The organism is Burkholderia sp. AW49-1 (assembly GCF_053427845.1).
On record NZ_JBSAXF010000014.1, the window covers coordinates 1 to 19,096 of the forward strand.

A 19,096-nucleotide genomic window follows, 5' to 3' on the forward strand; every position below is an offset into this window, starting at 1 on the left:
TGCCTTGGCCAGCTCCAGTGCGATTTCCTTGCCGATGCCGCTTGCGGCGCCCGTGACGACTGCGGTCTTGCCATTCAGGTTGCTCATTTCGAATATCCCGTGGTGAAAGGTTTGACAGGGAGAAAGGACGGCGGAGGTGTTACTGAGCGAGGTAATCGTAGACGACTTCGCCGAGGCCGAGTGTCAAATCCGCGACGAGGTGGCGCGCCTCGACGATCTCGAGCACCGGCAGGTCGGCCACCGGCGCAAGTGCGTGCGGTGCCAGTTCGAGCGAGGCGGGGCCCGTCCACGCGCCCTTCATCTTGATGTCCTGCATGTAGTAACGCACCAGTTCGCATACGCGTGCGGTGCCGTCGACGTGCGGGATGATCTTGAGCAGGAAGTTCGGGCCGGCGAGGCGCTTCGTCTGCTCGTCGATGTCGAGTTCCTTGTGCTTGTAGCCCATCGTGCCGGTCGCGACGCGCACCTTGCCGTAGTCGAGCGTGCCAAGGATGTGATCGGTGTTCACGTGCAGCGTGGGCGACGCGAGTTTCTTCGGGAAACCCCACAGTTCGCGGCCGCCGGCGATCGGCGGGTGATCGTCGAGATACATCGCGAGCGTATAGCCGCCGGCCTGGCCGTTGTACTCGACGGGGATCACCTGGCCGCTTTCCGTGTAGTCGCCGAAGCCGGTCGAATCGGCCATGCGGATGAATTCGTAATGGACGAGCGGCTCGGTGACCTGCAGCGGCTCGGGCACGATTTCACGCAGACGGTCCGGATCGGTGCGATACGTGATGATCAGAAACTCACGATCGACGAAACGGTACGGGCCCATCGGAAAGGCAGGGCTGGTCAACGGCATCGCAAACGCTTTCGATCGGACATCGCTGGGTTTCATGCGGACTCCTTGTTGTTGATCGCTTCGTGGATGAGTGCTCGTAAGCTCGTAATCCTATGCCTATGCGTTGCCGTTGTGCGATGCCGCATCCGGAATTAATTGTTGCCGATTTCGAATTATTTGCAACGCAAATATTGAGACGAACGGTGCAGACCGCACCGAGCGAGCGCGGCGGCCCGATACTCGCATGTGTCGATGACGCCGCGATGTGAAAAAGGTGAGCCTTTACAGGATGACCGGTGAGCTTTTACGGGAGACGGTCGCGCGGGAATGTGTCAATTGTGTGAACTTGTGTTGCAGTGCAGGCTCTAAGTGCGTTCGCGCGCGACGCGCGCGCCCGGTTCTTATCCCCGGCCGTCCGACGCGTTAAGCATTGCTTAAGCGAGTGAGCACTAGCATCGTTCCAACCGACCGGCACGCCCGGTCCAATCGTTACGCCCCCACGCAACCGCATCCATGCAGAACCTCAATCTCACCCTGTTTTCCGCCGTCAATGCCGGCGCCGTGTCGCACCCCGGTGCTGCTCGCGTCGCGATCTTCGCCGCCGACTGGCTCGTCTATGCGCTGCCCGCGATGCTGCTGCTGACCTGGATCTTCGGCGAGCGCCCGACGCGCCGCCAGGCGATCGAAGCCGGCGTCGGCACGTGCGTGGCGCTGGCGCTCGCGCAGGTGATCGGGCATTTCTGGTTTTCGCCGCGGCCGTTCATGGCCGGCGTCGGCACGCAACTGATTCCGCATGCGCCGGACAGCTCGTTTCCGAGCGATCACATGACGTTCGCGTGGAGTCTCGCGGTCGGCATGATGCTCGCCGGCAGCACGCGGCTGACCGGGTTCGTGATGGCCGCGATGGCCGTCGTGATTGCATGGGGGCGTGTGTATGCGGGCGTGCACTGGCCGTTCGACATGGCCGGCGGCGTGCTGGTCGGCACGTCCGGCGCGCTGGCCGCGCATCTGTACGGACAACGCGTCGTCGAGCTGCTCGAACGGATCGGCGACGCGGTGCACGGGGTGATGATGGGGCGCGAGCGCGCGCCCTGAGCGGGAGAACCAGGGGCCGGACGCCGTCAACCGGGCGTCTTGGCCGCTTCAGCCGAAGCGGACGGGCCGCCGCCCGCTTCGTGCAGTTCGGGCGTCTCGCCCGGGTGCTGTGCGGCGTCACGTTCGAGTGCGCTTTCCTTCAGGATCGCGCACATCGCAACGAACAGCGCGAGCACGACGGCCGCCAGGCCGCAATAGCCGGCGATCTTCAGGTTGCGAAGGAAAGGCGAAGCGTGGCTTTCTTTTGTCATGACCGGGCGCTCCTGGGCGGGCTGCGGCGGCTGTCGCCCGACAGCGGCGTCGCAGACATAGATATATACCAGCCGCCCCGCCGATGCCAAGCCCGCTGCTGCGCGGGCACCCGTTCGCGTCAGTCTTCCAGCGTTTCGTGCACGGCCGCCGCGCCGCGCTTCCAGTATGCCGCCGCGCGGATGCGCGACTTGTCGACGCCGCGCTCGCCGGTCAGGTGCTGCCGCACCGCGCGCATCGACTGCGCTTCGCCTGCCGCCCACACGTAACCGTCGCCCGAGGACGGCAGCGGCAGCTCGCGCACCGCATTCAGCAGCACGTCGCCGTCCGCCGCGTCGGCTTCGTCGCGAAAGCGCCAAATTTCATGCACGTCGGCGCGCGTATCGAACGCGATTTGCGCGGTGCGATCCGCGACTTCCAGCACGACCGCCGCGCGCGCACCGGCCGGCAATTGCTCGAGACGCCGCGCGACTGCGGGCAGCGCCGTATCGTCGCCGATCAGCAGATGCCAGTCGAAATCGATCGGGACCACGAACGAACCGCGCGGACCGCCGATGCCGAGCCACTGGCCGACGCGTGCCTGCGCCGCCCATTGCGATGCGGGGCCCGGATGGTTCAACACGAATTCCAGATCGAGTTCGCAGGCGGCGCGGTCGAAACGGCGCGGCGTGAAATCGCGCGCGACCGGCTTCGGTTGGCCTTCGGGAAATTCGGGGCCATTCGCGCCGAGCGTCGGCATCGTGGGCCGGTCGGCGCCGGGCGGCGGGAAAAACACCTTCACGTGATCGTCGAACGACGACGATTCGAAATCCGCGAGGTCGGGGCCGCCCAGGGTGACGCGCAGCAGGTGCGGCGTCACTGCGTGCACGCGCACGACCTGCAGCAGGCGGAACTTGAGCGTATGGCGCACGCGGGTGACGGCGCGTCCGGATGGGTTCTGCATCAATCCGTTCTCCTTGGGTTTTGACGGGCGGCGCGGATCACGTGCCGGTGCCGCCTTCGATTTCGGCCGTCGCGCGGCGCATGATTGCGGCGATGCGCCGCTGTTCGTCGGCGTCGGCGGCGCTCTTGTGGAGCAGCGCCCGCTTCAGCGCGAGGCGGGCCTCGACGAACTCGGGCAGCCAGCCGGGCTGCGCTTCGTCCCGCGCTTCGCCGCCTGCCGATTCGCCGGCGAACGCGCGGCGCATGAATTCCATCTTGCGCGCGAGGTGCGTGAGGCGTGCGAACAAGGTGTCGACGCGTTCGCGCTGCGCATCGAGATGCGCGCGGCCGGCGTCGGTCAGCGCATAGCGCTTGCGGTTGCCTTCCGCCTGCGAGGCGACGAAGCCGACTTCCTCGAGATACGTGAGTGCCGGATACACCATGCCGGGGCTCGGGCTGTAGAAACCGTTCGAACGCGTGTCGAGTGCCTTGATCAGTTCGTAACCGTGGCTCGGCTGCTCGGCGACCAGCGCGAGCAGCAGCAACTGGAGGTCGTCGGAGCTGAACTGACGGCCGCGCGGCATGCCATCGTCGCCGAAGTCGCCAAAGCCGCCGCGTCCGCCACGGCCACCAAACGGGCCGCCGCCGAATGGATCGTGGCCGCGCCGATGGCGGCCGATCGCTTGCCAGATGCTGGCGTACCAGCCAGGGCCGGCATGCGCACCATGACCGTCGCATCGGGCATGGCCGCGGGAGGGGTTGTGTCGCATGATTGTGTCCTGTATGTCGTAAAACATATCTAAAGATATATATCGAAAGATATAGCGTCAAGCGGCAAATAAGGGGGCGGATGAAGTGAGGGCAGATCCGTAGGTTTGCGGGGAAGGTGGGTTTTTTTGCGGTATTCAGTCCTTCCACCAGCCGCGACCGGATACACGGCAATCTGCCCTTTCGCAGCGAGGGCACTTCAATACGTTGCCGACCACGCCGAGCGGGCCATCGCGATATCGCGACTCCATCGTGACTTTGCGGTGACCGTGGACGCCGTCACGGGCCAGCCTCAAAGCTCGATATGGGTCCAGACCGCGCTGGCGCTGATGATGGGTTATGGCGACGGGAAGACGAGCGCACTGATCGACATACGGGATCCGCTGCATGCCACGATCGTCATGCTGACACCGCCGGACGCCGCGTCGCGGCAGGCGCCCGCAGACGTTCAGCTGGGATTTTTGACGAACCGGATCAACACGTCATGGCGCACGCCCGGCCGCGACGCCGGGCACGGCGCGATGCAGATCGGAGAGCCAGACGATCAGTGCGAACTGCAATTCTTCGAGAAAAGCCCGCGTGTAGGGAATGAGCTTCTGCTGCTCGCTGCTGCCACTCGTGCACTCGAAGAAACGCGGCGCTTGCGCGGTCAGGACCGGACCGAAATCCTGGAGTGCACGATCGATCCATGGGGACATGTCGGCGTAGAGGACCGCCGGCACGCGCTCGCGAAATTGTGCCGGATCTGCGATTTCGACAAAACAGTTGGCAGTACAGAGCGCTACGCTCCAATTTGCGTCGAGCACGCGTGATAGATAAGCTGCCCGCACATCGCCTGGCGCATCAAGTGGTCTTCAGACCGCGCTCGCTGCGTCGATCTTGCGGATATCTTCCTCGTCGAGCCGCACGCGAATCGCTTCGCCCAGCAATGCGAGCTGCCCGAGCGACGTCGCACTCGCGATCGGTGCGGTGATCGTCGGCCGCGCGATCTGCCATGCGAGCGCGATCGCGGCCGGTTGCGTGTCGTGCTTCGCCGACACGTCGTCGAGCGCCGCGAGAATGCGCAGGCCGCGCGCATCGAGATAACGGGCGACGCGATCGCCGCGCACGCTCTTCTTCAGGTCGGCTTCGCTGCGGTACTTGCCCGACAGGAAGCCGCTCGCGAGCGCGTAGTAGTTGACGACGCCCAGTTTCAGGTCGCGCACGACCGGTTCGAGATCGCGCTCGTACTCGGCGCGGTCGATCAGGTTGTATTCCGGCTGGATCACCTGATACGCGGGCAGGCCGTTGCGCTTGCTGACGTCGGCGGCTTCGCGCAGGCGTGCGCCGCTGTAGTTCGACGCGCCGATGATGCGCACCTTGCCCGCGTCGATCAGCGTCTGGTAAGCAGAGAGCGTTTCTTCGAGCGGTGCCGTGTCGGCGAGATCGCGGTGCGAGAAATACAGGTCGATGTAGTCGGTCTGCAGGCGGCGCAGCGACTCGTCGGCGGCCTTCAGGATGTTGTCCTTCGTCAGGCCGGCGCGCGCCGCGAGCAGGCCGACCTTGGTCGCGATCACGACCTGATCGCGCTTGCCGGAACGCTTGAGCCACTTGCCGATGATCGTTTCCGATTCGCCGCCGCTGTTGCCGGGCGCCCAGGCCGAATAGACGTCGGCCGTGTCGATGAAGTTAATGCCGGTGTCGGCGAGCGCGTCGAGCAGCTCGAACGATGTGTTCTCGTCGACGGTCCAGCCGAAGACGTTGCCGCCGAAGGCGAGCGGGGAAACCTGGATGTCCGACGTGCCGAGGGTGCGTAGTGCCATGTTGCTCTCCGGAATCTGAAGGGTGACGGGATGAGACGGCAGGATTGACCGGGATGAATGCGACGGGAAGGCGAACGGGCGAAGCGCCTTCGCCGTTGTCGCGGAGACCGGAACATTCTCACCGATCGAGCGAAATCGTGCAGCCTACGGGGATGGTCCGTCCGGCAGATGGATGATTCGCGCGGCGGCGTTCGATCCGGAACTGAATCTTGATGCGTCCGGGGAGAGGCAGGCGGAGATCCGGCGTATCGCACCACTCCGACGGAGCGGAACGAAAAACGGGCGGCGAAATTGCCGCCCGCGATCGATCGGCGCCCCAATCCGTTACCGCAACTGCACGGCCGCCAGAAACAGCACCATGCTGCCGATCGCACCATCCAGCACGCGCCACGCGACGGCCTTGCGGAACCACGGCGCAAGCAGCCGCGCGCCGTATCCGAGCCCGAGGAACCACACGACGCTGACCGACATCGCGCCGATCGCGAACGCAAGCCGCGAGCCTTCCGGCTCGCGCGCGCCGGCCGTGCCGATCAGCAGGAACGTATCGAGATACACGTGCGGGTTGAGCCACGTGAACGCAAGCGTCATCAGCACGATTGCGACCGCGCTCTGCGGCGGCGGCGCGACGGCATCGCCGCGAACGTCGAGCGTTTCGTGTCCCGGCTTGAACGCGCGACGCAGCGCGTTGATGCCGAACCACGCGAGATATGCGAGGCCGACGTACAGCACGACGTGGACGAAGGTCGGATAGCGTTCGACGAGGACCGACGCGCCACCGACGCCCGCGCCGATCAGGATCATGTCGGACAACGCGCACAGCAGCACGATCTTGCCGACATGCGAGCGCATGATGCCTTGCCGGAGCACGAACGCGTTCTGCGCGCCGATGGTGACGATGAGCGACCCGCACAGGGCGGCGCCGTGGGAAAAAGCGATCCAGTTCATGATGGGAAGAGGTGGAGCAGTAGACGGGTGAATCGGTTGGCGCTAGTCTGCGGTCAGCCATAACGTAAAAAAAGCTAATTCACCTAATGCCGATTAAGGAAATCTAATGCTCGACTACGCATTGCTCGACGCTCTCGCGGCGGTGATCCGGCACGGCTCGTTCGAGCGGGCGGCCAGGGAGCTGAACGTCACGCCATCGGCGGTATCGCAGCGCGTGAAACTGTTGGAGGAGCGCGTCGGCAGCGTGCTCGTCAAGCGCGGGCAGCCGTGCGTCGCGACGACGTCGGGCGCGTTGCTGTGCCGGCATACGGAGCGCGTGCAGTTGCTCGAGGCCGAACTGGGCGGCCGGATGCCGGCATTGCCCGGGCAGATCGCGAGCGCATGGCCGATGTTGCGCGTGGCCGTCAACGACGACAGCGTCGCGACCTGGTTCATCGACGCGGTCGGGCCGTTCTGCACCGAGCGCGAGACCTTGCTCGACCTCGTGATCGACGACCAGGACTACACGGCCGCGCGCATTCGCGACGGCAGCGTGCAGGGCGCGGTGACCGCGCAAGCCGAGCCGATCCAGGGATGCCGTTCGACGCGGCTGGGGCGCATCCGCTATCGCGCGGTGTGTTCGCCGGCGTTTTTCGATCGCTATTTCGGCGCGGGCATCACGCGCGATGCGCTGCGCCGAGCGCCGTGCGTGATGTTCAATCCGAAGGACGGTTTGCAGGCCCGCTTCATCCGGCGCGTGACGCGCGCGGATCTCGATCCGCCGCAACACTGGATCCCGCACGTCGCGGGTTACCTGCGTGCATGCGAAACGGGGCTGGGATGGGGAATGTGCCCGGACCGGATGGTCGATCGCCAGCTGGCGGCGGGCGAACTGGTCGACATGTCGCGCGGGCGGACCGTCGATATCGACCTTTACTGGCAGAGCTGGCGCCTGTCGATCGGCTGGCTCGACGATTTCAGCGCGGCGCTGAAGGCGCGCGCCGCGCTGTTTCTCGACTGAGCGGGGCGGGAGAGACGGACGGCGGCGCGCAGGAGACGCGCCGCGCGGGGTCAGACGTGGTGCAGGCCGTCGAAGTCGACGATCTGTACGAGGCGGCCGTGCATTTCGATCAGGCCGCGCTTCTGGAACTTCGACAGCGTGCGGCTGACCGTTTCGAGCGTCATGCCGAGGTAGCTGCCGATGTCTTCGCGCGTCATCCGCAGGTTGAATTCCGACGGCGAGTAGCCGCGCTTCAGGTAGCGCGACGACACGTCGAGCAGGAACGCGGCGACGCGCTCTTCGGCGTTCAACGAGCCGAGCAGCATGGTTTGCGACGTTTCGCGCACGATCTGCTCGCTCATCAGCTTGTGCATGCGCAACTGCATCGTGCCGGCTTCCGAGCACAGCGACTTGAGCGCGCTGTATGGAATCACGCATACCGAGCTGTCTTCCAGCGCAACCGCGGTGCGCGGGTGCGTGTCGTCGCAGATGCCGTCGAGGCCGAGCGCTTCGCCCGCGAGGTGCAGGCCGGTGACCTGCTCGCGGCCGTCATGGCGCGTGGCGACGGTTTTCAGGGAACCCGAGCGCACGGCGTACAGGTTGTCGAAGGTGTCGCCTTCGCGGAACAGCGCTTCGCCGCGCTTGACCGGGCGCGTCGCGCAGATGACCGATTCGAGGCGGCTGAGCGCTTCGGGTGCGAGGCCCTGCGGCATGCACAGGTGCCGCATTGCGCACGACGAGCAGTGCGGTGCCTGGCGGGGAGCCCAGTTGCCCGCATGGGACGAGGCGGCGGGACGTGTGGCGACGGGCGTCAACATGATCGTTTACTCCGGCATTGAATCGACCGAATCATTGTCCCACCGCAAGTTGCCGCTGTCGGGTGACAAAACGTCGCGACCGCGCGCACATGTCGCGGGCATCGAAGCGACATGCACGCATGCCGTTGCGATGCCCGCCGACGCCGGCGCCGCTCAGACTTCCTGATCGTCCGTATGCGCGGCGGCCGGGATCAGCAGCACGGGCAGCGTCGCATGCCGCACGCACTGTTCGGCAATGCTGCCGAGCACGAGGCGACGGAACCCGCGGCGGCCGTGTGTGCCGAGGACGAGGAGGTCGGCGCCGAACGCTTTCGCACCGTCGAGAATCAGCGTCGACACGTCGTTGAGCGACGACGCCTCGCTCGTCAGCGTCTCGCCCTTTACGCCGGCCGCCTGCATCAGCTTCTTGAACTCTGCCGCGAGCGCATTGCCTTGCGCGATGAGCTGGTCGCGCAGCACGGACGGATCGTAGCCCGGCACGTTGTAGTAGATCGCGGCGTTCTCGACGACGTAGAACGGCTGCAGTTCGGCACCGTGCTCCTTCGCGAGCGCGAGAGCGGCATCGAACGCGTGGCGGGCCGTGTCGCTGCCGTCGATGGCAACCAGAATGCGCTTGTACATGGTGTCTCCAAGTGGCGGGTTGAACGAAAGTCGGCGGAACGGCCGAGCAGGCCGTGCGTTGCTGCGAGGCAGGGTAAACCAACGTCAGGCAGTTTGCAGCGACGTGCCGGTCGTCGCGAGTGTGCATTGAACATCGTCCGTATCGCGACGATGTGACTTCGGTCAACGCCGATGCATCGATGTCGCGAAACCCGAATGTCGAAACCGAGCCCGGCGCTGATGTCGATTTCAGCGCCGGTTCGAACGGCCGGCACGCGAACGCATGTCGCTCCGCCGCCATCGGGCTCGCATCGACCCGCCAAACGAACGATCGATTCAAACGCCGCGCGCGTCACCGCGGCACCGCCGTGATTTCGATCACCCGTTCCGGCCGGCGTCCATGGCCGGGCCAGTACGCGCTGCCGTACATCCGGTGAATCGGGCCGTACAGCGCGTCGCCCCCCTGGGACGGCGCGTCGAATCCCTTCTCGATCACCATGTAGCCCGCACGCAGCGCGAGCGCCGGATGATTGCCGCCCGGCCGGCTGTCGAAGCCGGCGAAGCCGTCGCCGGCTTCTGGCATCGCATTGACGAGCGACGCGTTGCTGCGTGTGATCTGGTCGGGCGAGAAGGCGCCACCGCTCGCGAGACGCGCGGCCTCGCGATTCTTGCCGTCGGTGTCGACGGTGCTGTCGTGCGTGTCGTCGTTGTCGAGTTCGATGCTGCGCGGATGTGCGGCGTGCGCTTGAGCTGACGTTTCCATCACGGCTCTCCTGGCGGCGAAGCGCTCCGGATCGAAGCAAATCCCGTTCCGGGCAAGACGGGAAAACGGCGCGCGGGCGATCGCCGCGGTCGTGTGGCGCGCGCTGATTTGTCATGATTTATTTCAGCTAGAACACCTGTTTTCTACAGAGTATGATTCATTTCCTGCGAAGCGGCGACAGGGGATGCGGTCTTGCCGCCTCTGCCCGCACCGGGGCACCGCAGCACCCTTAAGACGGGTAGTGAACAACAAATCAAGGGACTAGAGGTGGCGGATTCATGCAAGCGACTACTGCCTTCACGCACCGCGGATATCTGTTGAATTGCGCGCCCGCGCGCGCCAGCGACGGCTCGTTCAAACCCTACGTCGTGATCTCCCGATCGAGCGACGGGGAACTCGTCGCGAACCGTTTTTTTCCGACCGAGCTCCAGTTCAACGACGAAGGCGACGCGATCGCGCACGCGCGCGACTGGGCCGTGCGCTGGATCGACGCGAGCAGCATCACGATCTGACGCCGTCGCGCGACGGCGGCCTTTGCCGTCCGGCCGATGCCCCGGCGTGCCGCTGCCGGACGAAAACGCGGTAATCTTCTGGAACCCGTCACTTTATTCGCGGCCGTGCGATCGAGCGCGGCCGCCTGCATTGGCATATGTCGACATCACCCGCCCGTCAGTGGGGCCTCGAAGAAATCGTTGCCGGCTTGCGCGAATCGCGCGAGGAACTTCATCGCACGCGTCACCCGCGCGGCATCCGCGAGCTGCCGTCGCGCGACGCGATCTGCAAGATCGTCACCGGCCTGCGCGCGTCGATGTTTCCGACGCACTACGGCGCGCCGGATCTGACCGACGAAAGCGTCGACTACTACGTCGGCCACACGCTCGAAAGCACGCTGCGGATCCTGTCCGAACAGATCCGCCGCGCGCTGCCGTTCCTGCCCGAGCATGCGGACACACCGTTCGCCGAACTCGACGAGCGCGCGTTCGAGATCGCGCGCGAGTTCGGCCGGCAGTTGCCGGCGGTTCGCGCGCTGCTGGTCAGCGACATCCAGGCTGCCTACGCGGGCGATCCGGCCGCGCAGCACATCACCGAAATCCTGCTGTGCTACCCCGGCGTGCTCGCGATGATGCACCATCGGCTGGCGCACGCGCTGCACCAACTCGGTGTGCCGCTGCTCGCGCGTTTCATCAATGAAATCGCGCACTCGGCCACCGGCATCGACATTCACCCGGGCGCACAGATCGGCCCGAGCTTCTTCATCGACCACGGCACCGGCGTCGTGATCGGCGAAACCGCGATCATCGGCGAGCGCGTGCGCGTGTACCAGGCCGTCACGCTCGGCGCGAAGAGCTTCCCGGCCGATGGCGACGGCGCGCTGGTGAAGGGCAATGCGCGGCATCCGATCGTCGAGGACGACGTCGTGATCTACGCGGGCGCGACGATTCTCGGCCGCGTGACGATCGGGCGCGGTTCGGTGATCGGCGGGAACGTGTGGCTCACGCACAGCGTGCCGCCCGGCACGAGCGTCGCGCAGGGCAAGGTCCGCGAAGGCGGCAGCGCCGAGAAGCCGTAACGCGGCGCGCGAACGGCGCATCGGTCGTTCGCGCAGCGTAGATGAAGGCGTGTGCCGATACCCGTGCGCCGGTGTGCGAAGGGTGCACACGGCTACCGCCGGACATACCGTTCGTCAGTGCTTGCCGGCCGGCGAGCGATGCTTGTACAGCACGTCCTGGTCGACGCGGATCAGGTTCTGCCCCGCATCGACGACGAAATCCACGCCGTTGTATGCACTGCCCGTCAGCAGCAGGATCGCGCCCGCGACGTCGTCGGGGCCGGCAATGCGCGCGAGCGGCGTCGATGCGCGGCTCGCGTGTTCGAAGTCGGCCTGCGTCTGGTCGTCGCTCGGCAGCATCAGCCCGGGGAACACCGCGTTCACGCGCAGCACCGGCGACGACGACAGCGCGAGCATCTGCGTGAGGTTGCCGAGCGCGGCCTTCGCGACTGTATAGCTGAAATGGTCGCGGTGGAAGTTCTCCTTGATCTTCTGGTCGACCACGTTGACGACGACGCCCTGCGTGCCGGCCGCGCGGGCCCGTTCGTAGAATGCGCGCGTGAGCAGGATCGGCGCGCGGCAGTTGACGGCCCATGCCTGGTCGAACGCCGCGAGGTCGAAGCTCGGGAAATGGTCTTGCCAGAACACCGACGCGTTGTTGACCAGCACGTCGAGGCGGCCGAAGCGCGCATACACCTGGTCGATCAGCGTGGTGATCTGCGCGGCATCCGACAGGTCGGCCTGCAGCGCGACCGAATCATGCCCGCGTTCGGCGATCGCGCGGGCCGCCGCCTGAGCAGCATCGGCGGAGCGGTCGTAATGGACCGCGGTGCGATAACCGTGCGCGGCGAAATACTCGGCGAACGCGCGCCCGGCCCGGCGCGCGGCGCCGGTCACGAGCACGACCGGCGCGTTTGCCGCTTGCTTCGTGGACTGCATTACGTATTCGTCAGGTTGACTGAAGAAGGATTCGCGACGATCGACAGGAATTCGCGCCGCGTCGACGGATCGGTGCGGAACGTGCCGAGCATGCGCGACGTGACCATCTCGACGCCCGGCTTGTGCACGCCGCGCGTCGAGATGCATTGATGCGCGGCTTCGAGGATCACACCGACGCCCTTCGGCTGCAGCACGTCGAACAGCGTGTCAGCGATCTGCACGGTCATCTTTTCCTGGATCTGCAGGCGCTTCGCGAACGCGTCGACGAGGCGCGCGAGCTTCGAGATGCCGACGACGCGATGGTTCGGCAGATACGCGACGTGCGCGCGGCCGATGATCGGCACCATGTGGTGCTCGCAGTAGCTCTCGAAGCGAATGTCCTTCAGCACGATCATTTCGTCGTAGCCGTCGACTTCGCTGAACGTGCGGGCGAGGATGTCGCGCGGCTCCAGCGCGTAGCCGGCGAAGAACTGCTCATACGCGCGCACGACGCGTGCCGGCGTGTCGAGCAGGCCTTCGCGGGCGGGATCGTCGCCGGCCCAGCGCAGCAGCACGCGAACGGCATCCTCGGCTTCTTCCCGGCTCGGCCGGGATGCGGCCGGCTCGGGCCGCGCGGATTTTTTACCCATCTAGTCGCTCCATCGAATGCGGCCGCCTGCGGCGGCGCGGATATCCGGGCATTGTTTCATGCTTTCGCGGGTCGTGCGTGCGGCCTGCCGCACACCCCGCGTCACTTCGGCCATTCGTCCTGCTCGTCGTTGAACAGCGACGCGACGACGCCGCGCAGCCACGCGGTGCGCGGATCGTTGTGGAACTTGCGATGCCAGTGCTGCTTCAGGTCGAAGCGCGGCAGCGGCAACGGCGGCTCGACCGGCACGATGAACGCATGCTCGGCCGCATACGCATAGCCGATCGCATGCGGCACCGTCGCGATCAGGTCGGTGCGGCTCAGGATGAACGGCAGGCTCATGAAGTGCGGCGTCTCGAGCACCGCACGGCGGTGCATGCGCTGCTTCGCGAGGTATTTCTCGAGCACCTCCTGGCTGCGTCCCTCGGCACGCACCACCGCATGCCCGCACGCGAGGAACTGCTCGGCCGTGAACGGGCGCGCCTGTTCGAGCGGATGGCCGCGCCGCATCAGGCAGACGAACCGGTGCGTGAACAGACGCTGCTGGAAGAAGTTGTTGCCGTCGAGATCGGGGAAGTAGCCGACCGCGAGATCGATCGACCCGGCTTCGAGGCCGCGGCCGACTTCGTCGTGCGCGAGCGAGACCGAGCGCAGGTTCGCGTGCGGCGCGCGCGTCGCGAATGCCTGCAGCAACTTCGGCAGGAACACGATCTCGCCGACGTCCGACAGCGCGATCGAGAACGTATGCGTGCTCGCTGCCGGATCGAAGTCGTGCGGCGCGACGAGGCCGCGCTCGATCTGCGCGAGCGCATCGCGCGCGGCCGGCAGCAGCGCGAGCGCGCGCGGCGTCGGCTCCATCCCGCGCGACGTGCGCACGAACAACGGATCGCCGAAATACTCGCGCAGGCGGCCGAGCGCGGTGCTCACGCGCGGCTGGCTCACGCCGAGCAGGTCGCCCGCGCGGCTGACGTTGCGCGTGTCGTCGAGCGCGACGAGGTAGGGAATCAGGTTCAGATCGAGCGTATCCATCGTGAGGCCGGTATCCGGAAGGCGTATACAACTTATCTCCAAAATCGCGTTGCCGCATAGTCGGGAAAGCGCTCAAATGGGTTCCATTATTCGAACCAATGTTCAGGAGACGAACAATGCGCACCCAGGTCGCCATCATCGGCGCCGGTCCGTCCGGCCTTTTGCTTTCCCATCTGCTGCGCCTGCAAGGCGTCGATTCCATCCTCGTCGAAGCGCGTTCACGCGAATACTGCGAGAACCGCATCCGCGCCGGCGTGCTGGAGCAGGGCACCGTCGACACGCTGAACGAAGCCGGCCTCGGCGAGCGGATGCGCCGCGAAGGGCTCGAACATCACGGCATCGAGCTGCTGTTCTCCGGCCAGCGCCATCGCATCGACCTGAGCGCGCTCACCGGCGGGCGCGCGATCACCGTCTATAGCCAGCACGAAGTCGTGCGCGACCTGATCGCGGCCGGCGACGTGCATGGCCACCAGATGCACTTCGAAGTCAGCGATGTCGCGCTGCACGATATCGAAAGCGAGCACCCGTTCGTCACGTTCAAGCACGCGGACGGCCGCGCGGACCGCATCGACTGCGACTACATCGCCGGCTGCGACGGCTTCCACGGCATTGCGCGGCAGACGATTCCCGCCGAGCGGCTGAACACGTTCGAGCGCGTCTACCCGTTCGCGTGGCTCGGCATCCTGGCCGACGCGGCGCCGTCGCTCGACGAGCTGGTCTACGCGCATCACGACAACGGCTTCGCACTGTTCTCGATGCGCTCGCCGACGGTCACGCGCCTCTACCTGCAGTGCAAGCCCGACGAAAACCTCGAGGAATGGTCCGACGCGCGGATCTGGGACGAACTGCACACGCGCTTCTCGAACGACACCGGCTGGACGCCGACCGAGGGCCGGATCACGCAGAAGAGCGTGACGCCGATGCGCAGCTTCGTGTCGGAGACGATGCAGCACGGCCGCTTGTTCCTCGCGGGCGACGCCGCGCACATCGTGCCGCCGACCGGCGCGAAGGGGATGAACCTCGCGGTGGCCGACGTCCGTGCGCTGTCCCGCGCGCTCGGCGCGCGCTACCGCAACGGCGACGCGACGCCGCTCGCGCGCTATTCGGCGACCTGTCTCGAGCGCGTGTGGCGCGCCGAGCATTTCTCGTACTTCATGACGAACATGCTGCACTCGTCGCCGGAGGATTCGCCGTTCGTCAATCGCCTGAAGTTTGCCGAGCTGAAGTACGTGACGCGCTCGCGGGCCGCTGCGCAGTCGCTCGCCGAAAACTACGTCGGCCTGCCGTTCGACGACCAGACACCCCCCGAGGGATCCCGCCTTGACAACGCGCTGTGCGCGACTCTATGATCGGCCCATCGTTCGCTAATCGAATCTAGGTTCGAATAGCGAACAAATGCCGAAGGTCGACGATGGCCTTCGACGCGGCACGCGGCTCGCGCGTGCCCCCTCGACAGGCCGCGCATCGTGCCGCGGGTTCGTATCAGGAAGAGACATGGTCAACAAGATTTTCGAATCGCTTCAATCGGCGGTCGCGGACGTTCACGACGGCGCGACCATCATGATCGGCGGTTTCGGCACGGCAGGCATGCCGTCCGAGCTGATCGACGCGCTGATCGAGCAGGGCGCGCGCGGCCTGACGATCGTCAACAACAACGCGGGCAACGGCGAGACGGGCCTCGCGGCGCTGCTCAAGGCGAAGCGGGTGCGCAAGATCATCTGTTCGTTCCCGCGCCAGAGCGACTCGCAGGTGTTCGACGCGCTGTACCGCGCGGGCGAGATCGAGCTGGAGCTCGTGCCGCAGGGCAACCTTGCGGAGCGGATCCGCGCGGCGGGCGCCGGCATCGGCGGCTTCTTCACGCCGACGGGCTTCGGCACGAAGCTCGCGGAAGGCAAGGAAACGCGCGTGATCGACGGCAAGTCGTACGTGTTCGAGACGCCGATCCACGCCGATTTCGCGTTGGTGAAGGCATACAAGGGCGATCGCTGGGGCAACCTCGTGTATCGCAAGACCGCGCGCAACTTCGGGCCGATCATGGCCAGTGCCGCGAAGGTCGCGATCGTGCAGGTGTCGGAAGTCGTGCCGCTCGGCGGGCTGAACCCGGAACACATCGTGACGCCGGGCATTTTCGTGCAGCGCGTCGTCGAAGTGCCGCAGGCCGCGCATGCGGCCGAGCTGGCCGCCGAACGTGCATCGCAAGCCGCCTGACAGCCCGAACTTTGTATGAGACCGGAGTAAGCGCTGAAGCGCCAACTCCGGTCGACAGGAGACCCGACATGAAACGACTGACCCGCGATGAAATGGCCAAGCGCGTCGCCCAGGACATCCCCGAAGGCGCGTATGTGAACCTCGGCATCGGCGTGCCGACGCTGGTGGCGAACCACCTCGACCCGAGCAAGGAAATCTTCCTGCACAGCGAGAACGGCCTGCTGGGCATGGGCCCGGCGCCGGCGCCCGGCGAGGAAGACGACGAGCTGATCAACGCCGGCAAGCAGCACGTGACGCTGCTCACCGGCGGCGCGTATTTCCACCACTCGGATTCGTTCGCGATGATGCGCGGCGGCCACCTCGACTACTGCGTGCTCGGCGCGTTCCAGGTGTCGGCGAACGGCGACCTCGCGAACTGGCATACGGGCGCGCCCGACGCGATTCCGGCCGTCGGCGGCGCGATGGACCTCGCGATTGGCGCGAAGCAGGTGTTCGTGATGATGGAACACCTGACGAAGCAGGGCGAGAGCAAGATCGTCGCGCAGTGCTCGTATCCGGTCACCGGCGTGCAGTGCGTGAGCCGCATCTATACCGATCTCGCCGTGCTCGACGTGACGGCGGACGGCCTCGCGGTGAGCGAGATCTTCACCGACCTGTCGTTCGACGAACTGCAGAAGCTGACCGGCGTGCCGCTGATCGACGCGACGCGCAAGGCCGCGGCCTGAACGGCAAGCGTGCCGGCGCGCGCGATCGCGCGCACGCCGGCACGCTTGGGTAGACAATAGGCGCACGCCGTTTCCCCAATCTGATGCCATGCTCGAAGACAGCGCCCGCCTGACCTCCCTCATTTGCGGCACCGAGCCGCTCAACCGGATCTGGTCGCCGCGCGCGACGATCCAGCGGATGCTCGACGTCGAGGCCGCGCTCGCGCGCGCGCTCGCCGCGCGGCAGGTGATTCCCGCCGCCGCGGTCGCGCCGATCGAACGCGCGTGCGACGCCGGCCGGCTCGATGCCGACGCGCTCGCGCACGGCGCGGCGCTCGGCGGCAATCTTGCGATTCCGCTCGTCAAGCAGCTCACCGCCCAAGTGAAGGCCGACGACCCCGAGGCCGCGAAGTTCGTGCACTGGGGCGCGACGAGCCAGGACATCATCGATACCGCGACCGTGCTGCAACTGCGCGACACGCTCGACGTGCTCGAGCCGCTGCTCGACGAAGCATGCGCGTCGCTCGCGACGCTCGCGCACACGCATCGCGCGACGCCGATGATCGGCCGCACGTGGTTGCAGCAGGCGCTGCCGATCACGCTCGGCCTGAAATTCGCGCAATGGCTCGACGCGCTGCTGCGCCATCGTGCACGCCTCGCCGAATTGCGCGAGCGCGCGCTGGTGCTGCAGTTCGGCGGCGCGGCCGGCACGCTGGCGAGCCTGCGCGAGCAGGCGGCCGGCGTGAGCGCCGCGCTCGCGGCCGACCTGAAGCTCGCGCTGCCGGCCGTGCCGTGGCATACGCAGCGCGACCGCATCGCGGAAGCCGCGTCGTGCTTCGGGATGCTGACCGGCACCCTCGGCAAGATCGCGCGCGACGTGTCGCTGCAGATGCAGACCGAGGTCGGCGAGCTTGGCGAACCGGCGGCTGCCGGCAAGGGCGGCTCGTCGACGATGCCGCACAAGCGCAACCCCGTCGGCTGCGCGGCCGTGCTGACCGCCGCGGTGCGCGCGCCGAACCTCGTCGCGACCGTGTTTGCCGGGATGGTCCAGGAGCACGAGCGCGCGCTCGGCGGCTGGCAGGCCGAATGGGATGCGCTGCCCGACCTCGCGCGCCTGACCGGCGGGGCGCTCGCGCAGATCGCGCAGATCGTCGCGGGCCTCGACGTGAACACCGAACGCCTCGCCGCGAACATCGACCTGACGCACGGGCTGATCCTCGGCGAAGCCGTGATGCTCGCGCTCGGCGACCGGATCGGCCGGCTCGATGCGCATCATGTCGTCGAGCATGCGTCGAAGGAAGCCGTGCGCACCGGCACGACGCTGTTCGACGTGCTCGCCGCCGATCCCACCGTATCCGCCAATCTGTCGCGCGACGCGCTCGCGCGGCTGCTCGATCCCGCACATTATGTCGGCGAGGCGCAGGCCTACGTCGACGCCGTGCTCGCGCTGCACGCGGGCACGAAACAACCAGGAGAACATTGATGCCTTTCGCCACTGTCAACGGCGTGAAACTGCATTACCGGATCGACCGTGCCGCGCGCGACGACGCGCCGTGGCTCGTCTTCTCGAACTCGCTCGGCGCCGACCTGCAGATGTGGGCACCGCAGATTCGCCCGCTCACTCAGCACTTCAACATCCTGCGCTACGACACGCGAGGCCACGGCCATTCCGAAGCACCGGCCGGCTCGTACACGATCGACCAGCTCGCGGGCGACGTGATCGGCCTGCTCGACCACCTCGGCATCGATCGCGCGCACTTCTGCGGGATTTCGATGGGCGGCCTGACCGGCGCTGCGCTCGCCGCGCGCTTCCCGTCGCGCATCGTGCGCGCCGTGCTGTCGAACACCGCCGCGAAGATCGGCTCGCCCGAAGTGTGGGCGCCGCGCGCGCACAAGGCGCGTGCGGAAGGGATGGCCGCGCTGGCCGACGCCGTGCTGCCGCGCTGGTTCACCGACGCGTTCGTCGATCGTGAGCCGCGCCTGTTCGACGCGATCCGCGACACCTTCGTGCATACCGACAAGGACGGTTACGCGGCGAACTGCGACGCGCTGAACGCGGCCGACCTGCGCGAGGAAGTGAAGGGCATCGCGCTGCCGGTGCTCGTCGTGACCGGCGCGAAGGACATGTCGACGCCTCCCGACCAGGGCCGTGCGCTGGCCGCCGCGATTCCCGGCGCGCGTCACGTCGAATTCGACGCCGCGCATATTTCGAACATCGAGTGCACCGACGGTTTCAACCGCGCGCTGCTCGACTTCCTGACCGCGTGAGGCACCGA

At 66.6% G+C, this 19,096-nt stretch carries 22 protein-coding genes and 1 pseudogene; 9 read left to right on the forward strand and 14 right to left on the reverse strand.

What is annotated here, in order from left to right; genetic code table 11:
• Both ACV22W_RS20915 and ACV22W_RS20920 read right to left on the reverse strand, forming a co-directional pair.
• Window positions 1-87: pseudogene (locus ACV22W_RS20915) on the reverse strand (3-hydroxybutyrate dehydrogenase); the annotation flags it as partial.
• A 52-nt stretch (window positions 88-139) separates the two neighbouring features.
• Window positions 140-880 carry an acetoacetate decarboxylase gene (locus ACV22W_RS20920; protein WP_006485181.1) on the reverse strand — a complete coding sequence of 247 codons (741 nt, stop codon included), beginning with the start codon at window positions 878-880 and terminating at the stop codon, window positions 140-142.
• A gap of 456 nt (window positions 881-1,336) precedes the next feature.
• Between ACV22W_RS20920 and ACV22W_RS20925 the strand changes: the two genes are divergently transcribed.
• Window positions 1,337-1,918 carry an undecaprenyl-diphosphatase gene (locus ACV22W_RS20925; RefSeq protein ID WP_448021439.1) on the forward strand — a complete coding sequence of 194 codons (582 nt, stop codon included), beginning with the start codon at window positions 1,337-1,339 and terminating at the stop codon, window positions 1,916-1,918.
• A gap of 26 nt (window positions 1,919-1,944) precedes the next feature.
• On the opposite strand, the gene ACV22W_RS20930 is transcribed toward ACV22W_RS20925, so the two are convergent.
• From ACV22W_RS20930 to ACV22W_RS20955, 6 genes are all read right to left on the reverse strand, one after another.
• Window positions 1,945-2,169 carry a hypothetical protein gene (locus ACV22W_RS20930; RefSeq protein WP_059533537.1) on the reverse strand — a complete coding sequence of 75 codons (225 nt, stop codon included), beginning with the start codon at window positions 2,167-2,169 and terminating at the stop codon, window positions 1,945-1,947.
• Window positions 2,170-2,288: 119 nt separating this feature from the next.
• Entirely contained in the window at window positions 2,289-3,110 is an 822-nt protein-coding gene (locus ACV22W_RS20935; protein WP_448021441.1) for a siderophore-interacting protein, read from the reverse strand.
• Between the two features lie 37 nt (window positions 3,111-3,147).
• Window positions 3,148-3,858 carry a PadR family transcriptional regulator gene (locus ACV22W_RS20940; RefSeq protein ID WP_448021442.1) on the reverse strand — a complete coding sequence of 237 codons (711 nt, stop codon included), beginning with the start codon at window positions 3,856-3,858 and terminating at the stop codon, window positions 3,148-3,150.
• Window positions 3,859-4,338: 480 nt separating this feature from the next.
• A complete protein-coding gene (locus ACV22W_RS20945) occupies window positions 4,339-4,686 on the reverse strand; it encodes a GH3 family domain-containing protein (RefSeq protein ID WP_448021443.1) in 348 nt (115 codons plus the stop codon).
• A gap of 24 nt (window positions 4,687-4,710) precedes the next feature.
• The gene (locus ACV22W_RS20950; protein ID WP_448021445.1) at window positions 4,711-5,658 is read right to left on the reverse strand and encodes an aldo/keto reductase; all 948 of its coding nucleotides are present in this window, start codon (window positions 5,656-5,658) and stop codon (window positions 4,711-4,713) included.
• A 324-nt stretch (window positions 5,659-5,982) separates the two neighbouring features.
• A complete protein-coding gene (locus ACV22W_RS20955) occupies window positions 5,983-6,603 on the reverse strand; it encodes a LysE/ArgO family amino acid transporter (RefSeq protein WP_059447451.1) in 621 nt (206 codons plus the stop codon).
• 106 nt (window positions 6,604-6,709) lie between these two features.
• Here ACV22W_RS20955 and ACV22W_RS20960 point away from each other — a divergent pair, with 106 nt between their 5' ends.
• Window positions 6,710-7,603: a LysR family transcriptional regulator ArgP gene (locus ACV22W_RS20960; protein ID WP_448021446.1), complete on the forward strand. Its 894-nt coding sequence runs from the start codon at window positions 6,710-6,712 to the stop codon at window positions 7,601-7,603.
• A 50-nt stretch (window positions 7,604-7,653) separates the two neighbouring features.
• On the opposite strand, the gene fnr is transcribed toward ACV22W_RS20960, so the two are convergent.
• The 3 genes from fnr to ACV22W_RS20975 form a co-directional block, all read right to left on the reverse strand.
• Entirely contained in the window at window positions 7,654-8,400 is a 747-nt protein-coding gene (fnr, locus tag ACV22W_RS20965; RefSeq protein WP_448021448.1) for a fumarate/nitrate reduction transcriptional regulator Fnr, read from the reverse strand.
• 153 nt (window positions 8,401-8,553) lie between these two features.
• Entirely contained in the window at window positions 8,554-9,021 is a 468-nt protein-coding gene (locus ACV22W_RS20970) for a universal stress protein (RefSeq protein WP_448021450.1), read from the reverse strand.
• Window positions 9,022-9,352: 331 nt separating this feature from the next.
• Window positions 9,353-9,763 (reverse strand): DUF3005 domain-containing protein, encoded by a 411-nt coding sequence (locus tag ACV22W_RS20975; RefSeq protein ID WP_448021451.1) that lies wholly within the window; start codon window positions 9,761-9,763, stop codon window positions 9,353-9,355.
• A gap of 278 nt (window positions 9,764-10,041) precedes the next feature.
• Here ACV22W_RS20975 and ACV22W_RS20980 point away from each other — a divergent pair, with 278 nt between their 5' ends.
• A complete protein-coding gene (locus ACV22W_RS20980; RefSeq protein ID WP_011659947.1) occupies window positions 10,042-10,275 on the forward strand; it encodes a hypothetical protein in 234 nt (77 codons plus the stop codon).
• A gap of 137 nt (window positions 10,276-10,412) precedes the next feature.
• Window positions 10,413-11,333, forward strand: a complete 921-nt coding sequence (gene epsC, locus ACV22W_RS20985) for a serine O-acetyltransferase EpsC (protein ID WP_059533573.1) — start codon at window positions 10,413-10,415, stop codon at window positions 11,331-11,333.
• A 114-nt stretch (window positions 11,334-11,447) separates the two neighbouring features.
• On the opposite strand, the gene ACV22W_RS20990 is transcribed toward epsC, so the two are convergent.
• From ACV22W_RS20990 to ACV22W_RS21000, 3 genes are all read right to left on the reverse strand, one after another.
• Window positions 11,448-12,251, reverse strand: coding sequence for an SDR family oxidoreductase (locus tag ACV22W_RS20990; protein ID WP_059692675.1), 804 nt, complete (start codon window positions 12,249-12,251; stop codon window positions 11,448-11,450).
• Window positions 12,251-12,880 (reverse strand): GTP cyclohydrolase I FolE, encoded by a 630-nt coding sequence (gene folE, locus ACV22W_RS20995; protein WP_048250599.1) that lies wholly within the window; start codon window positions 12,878-12,880, stop codon window positions 12,251-12,253. The genes ACV22W_RS20990 and folE overlap by 1 nt, the downstream gene beginning before the upstream one ends.
• 101 nt (window positions 12,881-12,981) lie before the next feature.
• The gene (locus tag ACV22W_RS21000; protein ID WP_448021453.1) at window positions 12,982-13,908 is read right to left on the reverse strand and encodes a LysR family transcriptional regulator; all 927 of its coding nucleotides are present in this window, start codon (window positions 13,906-13,908) and stop codon (window positions 12,982-12,984) included.
• Window positions 13,909-14,024: 116 nt separating this feature from the next.
• Here ACV22W_RS21000 and pobA point away from each other — a divergent pair, with 116 nt between their 5' ends.
• The 5 genes from pobA to pcaD all read left to right on the forward strand — a co-directional run bounded on the left by pobA (window position 14,025) and on the right by pcaD (window position 19,088).
• Window positions 14,025-15,257, forward strand: a complete 1,233-nt coding sequence (gene pobA / locus ACV22W_RS21005; protein WP_448021454.1) for a 4-hydroxybenzoate 3-monooxygenase — start codon at window positions 14,025-14,027, stop codon at window positions 15,255-15,257.
• Between the two features lie 145 nt (window positions 15,258-15,402).
• Window positions 15,403-16,116 carry a 3-oxoacid CoA-transferase subunit A gene (locus tag ACV22W_RS21010; protein ID WP_014900666.1) on the forward strand — a complete coding sequence of 238 codons (714 nt, stop codon included), beginning with the start codon at window positions 15,403-15,405 and terminating at the stop codon, window positions 16,114-16,116.
• A 68-nt stretch (window positions 16,117-16,184) separates the two neighbouring features.
• A complete protein-coding gene (locus ACV22W_RS21015; protein WP_012365076.1) occupies window positions 16,185-16,841 on the forward strand; it encodes a CoA transferase subunit B in 657 nt (218 codons plus the stop codon).
• 88 nt (window positions 16,842-16,929) lie between these two features.
• Window positions 16,930-18,303, forward strand: coding sequence for a 3-carboxy-cis,cis-muconate cycloisomerase (locus tag ACV22W_RS21020; RefSeq protein WP_448021455.1), 1,374 nt, complete (start codon window positions 16,930-16,932; stop codon window positions 18,301-18,303).
• The gene (gene pcaD / locus ACV22W_RS21025) at window positions 18,303-19,088 is read left to right on the forward strand and encodes a 3-oxoadipate enol-lactonase (protein ID WP_448021457.1); all 786 of its coding nucleotides are present in this window, start codon (window positions 18,303-18,305) and stop codon (window positions 19,086-19,088) included. The genes ACV22W_RS21020 and pcaD overlap by 1 nt, the downstream gene beginning before the upstream one ends.
• Window positions 19,089-19,096: the final 8 nt, after the last annotated feature.

Bases quoted from the DNA above. Each gene is read 5' to 3' on its own strand.
- ACV22W_RS20920 (WP_006485181.1), bottom strand. From the start codon at position 880: ATGAAACCCAGCGATGTCCGATCGAAAGCGTTTGCGATGCCGTTGACC.
- ACV22W_RS20925 (WP_448021439.1), top strand. From the start codon at position 1,337: ATGCAGAACCTCAATCTCACCCTGTTTTCCGCCGTCAATGCCGGCGCC.
- ACV22W_RS20930 (WP_059533537.1), bottom strand. From the start codon at position 2,169: ATGACAAAAGAAAGCCACGCTTCGCCTTTCCTTCGCAACCTGAAGATC.
- ACV22W_RS20935 (WP_448021441.1), bottom strand. From the start codon at position 3,110: ATGCAGAACCCATCCGGACGCGCCGTCACCCGCGTGCGCCATACGCTC.
- ACV22W_RS20940 (WP_448021442.1), bottom strand. From the start codon at position 3,858: ATGCGACACAACCCCTCCCGCGGCCATGCCCGATGCGACGGTCATGGT.
- ACV22W_RS20950 (WP_448021445.1), bottom strand. From the start codon at position 5,658: ATGGCACTACGCACCCTCGGCACGTCGGACATCCAGGTTTCCCCGCTC.
- ACV22W_RS20955 (WP_059447451.1), bottom strand. From the start codon at position 6,603: ATGAACTGGATCGCTTTTTCCCACGGCGCCGCCCTGTGCGGGTCGCTC.
- ACV22W_RS20960 (WP_448021446.1), top strand. From the start codon at position 6,710: ATGCTCGACTACGCATTGCTCGACGCTCTCGCGGCGGTGATCCGGCAC.
- fnr (WP_448021448.1), bottom strand. From the start codon at position 8,400: ATGTTGACGCCCGTCGCCACACGTCCCGCCGCCTCGTCCCATGCGGGC.
- ACV22W_RS20970 (WP_448021450.1), bottom strand. From the start codon at position 9,021: ATGTACAAGCGCATTCTGGTTGCCATCGACGGCAGCGACACGGCCCGC.
- ACV22W_RS20975 (WP_448021451.1), bottom strand. From the start codon at position 9,763: ATGGAAACGTCAGCTCAAGCGCACGCCGCACATCCGCGCAGCATCGAA.
- ACV22W_RS20980 (WP_011659947.1), top strand. From the start codon at position 10,042: ATGCAAGCGACTACTGCCTTCACGCACCGCGGATATCTGTTGAATTGC.
- epsC (WP_059533573.1), top strand. From the start codon at position 10,413: ATGTCGACATCACCCGCCCGTCAGTGGGGCCTCGAAGAAATCGTTGCC.
- ACV22W_RS20990 (WP_059692675.1), bottom strand. From the start codon at position 12,251: ATGCAGTCCACGAAGCAAGCGGCAAACGCGCCGGTCGTGCTCGTGACC.
- folE (WP_048250599.1), bottom strand. From the start codon at position 12,880: ATGGGTAAAAAATCCGCGCGGCCCGAGCCGGCCGCATCCCGGCCGAGC.
- ACV22W_RS21000 (WP_448021453.1), bottom strand. From the start codon at position 13,908: ATGGATACGCTCGATCTGAACCTGATTCCCTACCTCGTCGCGCTCGAC.
- pobA (WP_448021454.1), top strand. From the start codon at position 14,025: ATGCGCACCCAGGTCGCCATCATCGGCGCCGGTCCGTCCGGCCTTTTG.
- ACV22W_RS21010 (WP_014900666.1), top strand. From the start codon at position 15,403: ATGGTCAACAAGATTTTCGAATCGCTTCAATCGGCGGTCGCGGACGTT.
- ACV22W_RS21015 (WP_012365076.1), top strand. From the start codon at position 16,185: ATGAAACGACTGACCCGCGATGAAATGGCCAAGCGCGTCGCCCAGGAC.
- ACV22W_RS21020 (WP_448021455.1), top strand. From the start codon at position 16,930: ATGCTCGAAGACAGCGCCCGCCTGACCTCCCTCATTTGCGGCACCGAG.
- pcaD (WP_448021457.1), top strand. From the start codon at position 18,303: ATGCCTTTCGCCACTGTCAACGGCGTGAAACTGCATTACCGGATCGAC.